At 34.4% G+C, this 2,615-nt stretch carries 3 protein-coding genes; all 3 read left to right on the forward strand.

Annotation, left to right across the window (positions count from 1 at the left end; translation table 11 throughout):
- The first annotated feature begins 70 nt into the window (after positions 1-70).
- From Q0X02_RS07830 to Q0X02_RS07840, 3 genes are read left to right on the forward strand one after another with little or no spacing between them, the layout of a single operon-like run.
- Positions 71-472, forward strand: coding sequence for a DUF4418 family protein (locus Q0X02_RS07830; RefSeq protein WP_297814043.1), 402 nt, complete (start codon positions 71-73; stop codon positions 470-472).
- Positions 462-1,649 carry an FtsX-like permease family protein gene (locus Q0X02_RS07835; protein ID WP_297814046.1) on the forward strand — a complete coding sequence of 396 codons (1,188 nt, stop codon included), beginning with the start codon at positions 462-464 and terminating at the stop codon, positions 1,647-1,649. The genes Q0X02_RS07830 and Q0X02_RS07835 overlap by 11 nt, the downstream gene beginning before the upstream one ends.
- Entirely contained in the window at positions 1,650-2,312 is a 663-nt protein-coding gene (locus tag Q0X02_RS07840; protein WP_297814049.1) for an ABC transporter ATP-binding protein, read from the forward strand.
- Positions 2,313-2,615 lie beyond the last annotated feature (303 nt).

The following is a 2,615-nucleotide window of genomic DNA, read 5'->3' on the forward strand; positions in this document are numbered from 1 at the left end:
ATTTAAACTATGGTAAAATTATCGAAGAAACAAAAAATTAAAACAAAATTAAAAATAAAAGGAGAAATTTATGAAAAAAATTTTGAAAATTTTACAGCTAATTGTGGCGGTTATTTTCGCACTTGTTCCAAAATTCATCGCCAAGCCTTGCAAAGTTATGCCGGGCAAAATGCCTATGAAGTGTTTTCATATGTCAAACGCGGTCACAGTTATTGCAGTTACGATTGTGATTTTACTTATTATTGCCTACATCATAAAGGAAGAAAAAATCCAGCTAGGAATCAACATTGCTGTTCCAATCTTGGCTATTGATTCATTCTTGCTCGCAAAAGTAATCATTGGTGGATGCAAACACGCAGGAGCTTGTTGTCAAATGAAGACAATTCCGGCAATTTGCATCTGCTCGATAGTTTTGGCAGTGATATCCATAGCTTATATCATTTGTTTGAAGAAGAGCGTTGATGAAAGATAAACTGTATCTGAAAAACTGGATTTCTCAAAATCCCGCACGAACTTTTGTAATTGTGATGATAATGGCGATTGTGTCCGGTCTGTTGTTTGTGAGTATGTATTTCGCAATTGGGCTTAACAATTCGATAACGAATATGAAACAGAGACTCGGTGCGGATATGATGATTATTCCAGAAAAAAGTGGCACACAACAGGAAACGCTATTTGTGTCGGGGAAACCGTCTGAATTTTATATGAAAAACAGCGTACTGGACAAAGTAAAAACCATCGACGGCATCGAAAAATTCGCACCACAGTTGTACATCGCAACGCTCCAAGAATCTTGCTGTTCATTTCCGGTTCAGGCGATTGGAATTGATTTCGACAGGGATTTTACCATTAAACCTTGGATGAAAAAAGATGTAAAGGAATTGAAAGATGGCGACGTTTTGATTGGAAACAATGTGAGTGCTCTCAACGCAGATAAATTGAGCTTTTTTGGAAGAACATATACTGTAAAATCAAAACTTATGAAGACAGGACTAGGATTTGACAACGCGATTTTTATGAATTTCAACACGGCGAAAAGAATGTTACACGATTCTGTGAAAAAAAATCCTCAAAAATATGTTCCAAATTCAGAAATCTCGTCGATTTTGATAAAAAAACAGGACAACTATGACACCGAAAAACTTACAGAAGATTTGATAGTGGCGCTTCGACACACTTCGACGATGGTGGTGAAGAACAAAAATTTTGTAAACAACCTGTCAAAAGAAATGTTCTCGTTGATGAGATATTTGAAAATACTGCTCACATTTACACTTTTAATGTCGTTGATTGTCTTGGTGTCGATATTCACAGTAGACTTCAAAGACAAGGAAAAACAAATGGCTACACTCAGAATACTGGGATTAACGAAGAAAAAACTACAAAAAATCATTCTGAAATACTCGGTTGCTTTGTCGTCAATCGGCGCTGTAATTGGAATCTCATTTTCAATTCTGACTGTCAAGTTGTTTTCCACTCAAATTGAAAAATCGCTCGACATCGCATTTATGAGCGTAAATGCAAAGGAAATTTTTCTCATCTCGCTTGTGACATTGGCGGTGATAGTTGTAATTTCTGTGATTACACAAATTTACAATCTAATCAAAATATCGAACAGCGAATTGGCACTGGAATTGCGAGGTAATTAAATGGAAATCATAAAAATAGACAACCTATCAAAAAAATACCTCATCAACGACAAAAGATACAACGAAGTACTAAAAAATCTTGATTTGTCGGTAGAAGAAAAAGATTATCTGGCAATAGTTGGGGCGAGCGGAGCTGGCAAAAGCACGTTGTTGAACATAATTCTCGGATTTTTGAATTACGACGAAGGAGAAGTCAAAATATTTTCCAAGGAAATTAAAGACCTATCAGACGAGGAAATATCTCAACTTCGCTCAAATAAAATCTCGTTTGTCCCTCAAGAGCTTATCGTATTTCCAGCACTCACAATCAGAGAAAATCTGCAAATGAAGGCTGAAATATCGAACGTAAAAGATTTTGATTGCGAAAAAATCCTCGAAAAATACAAAATGCCAGAACTTCTGAAACTAAACAGTGCGAAGAATTTGTCCGGAGGAGAAATAAAAAAACTGATGATTGTTCGAGCGTTGATTAGCGAGCCGGAAATTTTGATATTGGATGAGCCGACGGCAAATTTGGACGAAGAATACGTCGACCAATTTTTGGATTTGTTGGACGAATTGAACAAAAAAATTACGATAATTGCAGTTACACACGATTTGAGACTGAAAAATAGAGCGAAAAAAGTGTACAAGTTGACTGGCAAGAAATTAATACAAGAATAGAAAAAAATTGCACCTCTAAGCAAACTTTGAAAAGCTTAGAGGTATTTTTTGTGAAAATATTTCAACAATGAAATAAATCGAAAAATATTCAATAAAAAAACTAACAATATTAGAAATAAAAGCTGTTAAGCCACAAAAATCAAGCTGAAAAATCAAGAACAACAAAAATCAAGAAAAATTTCACGAGAATAAAAATACAGAAAAATATTTGATTTGAGAATAAATTTATGACGAATTTTGCGAAAAAATTTAAAGAATAAAAATACAAAATAAGGATAAAAAACAAAATGGGAAATAATTGAC

It is taken from the genome of uncultured Finegoldia sp. (assembly GCF_947252345.1).
Classification (GTDB): Bacteria; Bacillota; Clostridia; order Tissierellales; family Peptoniphilaceae; genus Finegoldia.